The sequence below is a fragment of the Acetobacter sp. genome (assembly GCF_047721705.1).
GTDB lineage: Bacteria > Pseudomonadota > Alphaproteobacteria > Acetobacterales > Acetobacteraceae > Acetobacter.
Window position 1 is genome coordinate 1 of the sequence record NZ_JBDNXK010000158.1, and the last position, 4,058, is coordinate 4,058.

Annotated in this window: 4 protein-coding genes; all 4 read right to left on the reverse strand. The window is 58.2% G+C overall.

Going from position 1 to position 4,058, the window contains the following annotated elements; translation table 11 throughout:
• Positions 1 to 132: 132 nt before the first annotated feature.
• A complete protein-coding gene (locus ABF824_RS15840; protein WP_415489927.1) occupies positions 133 to 963 on the reverse strand; it encodes a hypothetical protein in 831 nt (276 codons plus the stop codon).
• Between the two features lie 24 nt (positions 964 to 987).
• A complete protein-coding gene (locus ABF824_RS15845) occupies positions 988 to 2,364 on the reverse strand; it encodes a lipopolysaccharide biosynthesis protein (RefSeq protein WP_415489928.1) in 1,377 nt (458 codons plus the stop codon).
• Positions 2,365 to 2,445: 81 nt separating this feature from the next.
• Positions 2,446 to 3,174, reverse strand: a complete 729-nt coding sequence (locus ABF824_RS15850; RefSeq protein ID WP_415489929.1) for a hypothetical protein — start codon at positions 3,172 to 3,174, stop codon at positions 2,446 to 2,448.
• Entirely contained in the window at positions 3,168 to 3,884 is a 717-nt protein-coding gene (locus ABF824_RS15855; RefSeq protein ID WP_415489930.1) for a nucleoside triphosphate hydrolase, read from the reverse strand. The genes ABF824_RS15850 and ABF824_RS15855 overlap by 7 nt, the downstream gene beginning before the upstream one ends.
• Between the last annotated feature and the right edge of the window lie 174 nt (positions 3,885 to 4,058).

Consider the following 4,058-nt stretch of genomic DNA (forward strand, 5'->3'; position numbering starts at 1 on the left):
GGGGCGGACTGTAAATCCGCTGGCGTACGCCTACGTTGGTTCGAATCCAACTCCTTCCACCATTTTCCCGAAAATGACAGCAAATATTCCGAATCACATATGTGATTCAGTTCAGCTGCGTGCTGCCGCGCCTTACCGCTCCAGAGCTGCAACGAGCGCCGTCAGACGGTCCCGTATATTCTGCGGCATGGGAAACACTTCATTATTATAATCGCGCGCGCCACTCGCCTTTTCCTCGACGAGTGTGTCATGCAGCGCGCCCATCAGCCCATTGAGCGTCGCCAGAAAGCGGGAGGTCTGGTCGAGTGCAGGTGAAGGTGTGATGACGCGTAAAGTGTCATACAGGGACACGCGGCGGCTGATGATCTTGCGGGTGGAGTGGAACTCTCGCCCGGTCAATTCGGGTTTCGCCATGATGTTTTGCAGGCGCTGGTTTTCGCGGCCAGTCCATTCCCGAAGTCCGTCAGCGGAGACAGGACGAAAATCCCGCAGTTCACGCAGAATCAGCATGAAAGGCACTGGCGAAAGCAGGGCGCAGGCCAGCACGCTACGGGCGCGCGTTCTTACCGAATGACCATTTTTGAAATCGTCCTGAAGGTGTCCGAGCACTGCGGTCGTGAGATTCAGGCAGGCGGGATAGACATGGCGTTTATCGAAGTTCGCTTTCGCAAAGCGGACCTGCTTGAACTTCGCCCGTGCATGTTTGAATGCCAGACGATCCGGTGCGGAAAGATCGCTTTTGATGGCTAGAGTCGCCGTCAGCCGACGGAAAAGATTGATATCGAGGCGACGGGTGAAAAGCTGTCGCGCCAATCGGAAAGCATCGATAATTTCCGTGTCGGAAAACTGCATTGGAATTTCTGCGGGAGGAACGCAATCCTCCGTGACCACATCGTTCTCGAGAATATAGCCGAAAAGCCGGTCGAGCATTTCTTCCGGAAAAGGCGGGTCAACTTTATGCATGCTGATTTTCTGACTGTCCGGGCATCAGGTTTCTGAGCCTGTCGTTACAGCTTCGGCTGCGAGCGCTTCTTCTTCAGCGACTTCGGCAGTGGGCAGGCTCAGCGTGTGGCGATTGAAAAAGCTGTAGAGCGTGGGGATGAGAGCGCACAGGAATAGCAGGACGGGAGCGACGATATAGGCCGCTGCAGCGCCATACAGGCCAAATCTGTGGGTGAACCAGATCAGGACCACGAACCAGACTGACGTTCCGACAACATGAGACCAGAACAGCGCCTTCGGTCGTCCGGCCATGAAGAGGAGCGATGGAATGGGAAAGCCGCCCATCGACATAATGATCGAAGGGGCCATGATCATGAGCAGCGTCGCCGCCACATGATATTTCTCGCCGAACAGCACGGTCACAGGCCGCGCCAGCACCCAGATGCCGATGACCATCGCCAGAGCAGTTGCGGCTGCCAGCAATCCCGAGCGCAGGCCGAGCAGCCAGGGGCGTGTGCTGGCCGGGTCGAGGCGCATGATTTCCGGATAGAAGCCTTTTTCCATCAGCAGGGCAGGTTTGACGGCGGAACTGAGAATGGATGTCGCAATCCGGTAGAGGCCGACGGCCGCCGGGCCAAGCATGTGACCGAGGATGATGTTGCTGACCGGCTCCTTGCATGAGTCGAGCGAGGTGGTCAGATTTGTTGACCACACGAAATGCCAGCTTTCAGGAAGCGTCCGCGGTGCGGCGAGCAGGCTCGGACGGAACGCATCCATCATGTTCCGACGACGAAGTTCGGAGAGGGACATACCCCACAGGATGAGATCGCCACCGAGATCGGCAATGTACCAGGTCAGCAGAAAAAAGGGCATGCCAAAGCCGCACAGCCAGCCAATGAGAGCGCCGACCGCCCGGATTGCTGGCGTAGCTGTCTGCTGAAGACTGATGAGATCGAACCGGTCCATGACACGTAGGATGCCTGCGGGTGTGCTGGACGACATGGTGGGGATCAGCGTGCAGTATGCGACGGCCAGCGGCACGATGTCGGGACTGATGCCGAAGCGTGGTCCGAACAGCATCACGCTGGCCATGGCGAGGACCATGCCGAACAAGCCCGAAGTGACATCGAGGCCGCAGGCAAAGCGGATGGCCTGGCGGGCGGTGGTCCTGTCCTCCCGCGCCATGGCTGGCGCAGCATAGCGGACGATCATCTGCCAGCTCTGGAATTTGGTGAAGGCGGCGATACCCAGCGCATAGGTATGGATCAGCATGACGGTGCCGAAACCGACGGCGCTCATCCCTCGTCCGGCGCACACCAGAGCAAGCAGACCGATGATTCCCCCGACAGCTTTGGTCGAAGCGAGATAGCCTGCGTTCTTCAGAATGGAACGCATCACCCCATCGCGAAACCAGTTACGCATTGGCACGCGGAGAGGAAAAGGTCGGTAGGCTACCGCTCAGGGAGTGGTCCCCGAGGGCTGTGCTGTCAGGAGAACTTGATCTCAGGTCAGTTTCTTTTTGCACAGATCCACGACACGCTTCAGAACTTCATTATACGATTTGCGTGCATCGACCGAGATGATGGGTGCCGCGCCAAATCTGAGCCGGGTTATGGTCTCGGCTTTAGCTTTTAGCAAGCCGAGGTCGTGGTCCGGTTTGCGGCTGTGTGCGGTTTCGGGGTCGATGTCCAGGCGGATGACCAGAGACGGCCATACCTCAGCCATCTTCTCGTAAAGCGCGCGTTCCCTGCGGGCGAGAGCTGCAACGAAACGGTTCCCCGGACGGGCGACCGAGAGGCCGGGGCCATCGCACATGCCCGGAATTTCGACCTGCGGGAAGCGATCGGTCACGATCGTATAGCCCTGCTGACGGGCGCGCTGCATGCGGCGGAAGCGCAGGTAACGAAGGATCGAGAAGCCGTACACCACAAGGGCCGTTAGCGGACCGGGGATTTTCTCGCCGGGTGAACGGGTGGTTTTCGCCCGTTTTGTCAGCACACGCTCAAGATATTGCCCAATCAGTGGCAACTGGCCGATCCGACGCCCCAGATCACCCGATCCCAACCCGAGATAGCAGGACATCACCGGACGCTCATGGCCAAGAATCCGCGTCAGATCTGCGCTCAGCGTCGACTTGCCCGAGCCATCGCTGCCAATCAGGGCGATGATCGGGGGCAGGGGCTGTTCATTTTCGAGAAGAGCTGCGCTGTATTGCGGATTGAGCATCAGCATGGGTGTTTTGACTCCAATGCAACACTGTCGTGGTGGCGCAGAACGTCAGCGATCGCTGCTTCCGCCTTGAGAATCATAGTTTCAAACGGCTCGGTTGAATCGAGGTCGAGGATTGGCGCATCTCCAAAGGAGAGGCGCGGCACATCGGCAATCTTTCTGGAGAGCGACTTCAGATTGTGATCGGGCTTGCGTGCTGCTGCGGTTGCCACGTCCACATTGAGACGGATGACCAGATCCGGCTCGTAGCTGGCCATCCAAGCGTAAAGCCCGCGCTCCAGAGTGGCGAGCGCCTGCACAACGGTGCTATTTTCTGCCGAGAAGGTCATGGCGGGACCGTCGAGGCCGCCGGGAACCGCGATCTGTGGATAGCGATCCGTCAATATGACGACCCCCTGCCGATGCAGCTTCAACATTCTCCGGAAACGCAGCACGCGACGCATACTGAACAGGAACATGATGAGGGCAGGCAGCAGCTTCGTTCTGCCAGCATCGCGCGTTTTCTCAGTCGTCCGTGTGATGCGGCGATCCGCGCGCTTTCCGACAAAAGGCAGTCGGGCGATAAGCCGCCCCACGCTACCTGTCTGTTTGCCCAGATGGCAGAATGCGACAGGACGATCGCGGCGCATCCATTCGAGAAGAGCTGATCCCGTTGTGGTCTTTCCGCTGCCGTCTGACCCTATGAGCGCAATGATGGGCGCACGTTTACTCATGATGGTCCGTGAGATCCCGTCATAACTGCCGTCGTGTGTCCTTGTGGTTGAGGAGGCGGTCCGAAATCGGCCAGAGCTGATTTAAATGACGGTTATATGAAAATTTTATTGCGTTCAATTTGCAGGAATAGGGGGCCTGCAATGCTGGAAAGTGCAAAGCAGGCTGCTTGATGC

Excerpts from the sequence above, each read along its gene's own strand:
- ABF824_RS15845 (WP_415489928.1), bottom strand. The coding sequence starts at position 2,364 with ATGCGTAACTGGTTTCGCGATGGGGTGATGCGTTCCATTCTGAAGAAC.
- ABF824_RS15855 (WP_415489930.1), bottom strand. The coding sequence starts at position 3,884 with ATGAGTAAACGTGCGCCCATCATTGCGCTCATAGGGTCAGACGGCAGC.
- ABF824_RS15850 (WP_415489929.1), bottom strand. The coding sequence starts at position 3,174 with ATGCTGATGCTCAATCCGCAATACAGCGCAGCTCTTCTCGAAAATGAA.
- ABF824_RS15840 (WP_415489927.1), bottom strand. The coding sequence starts at position 963 with ATGCATAAAGTTGACCCGCCTTTTCCGGAAGAAATGCTCGACCGGCTT.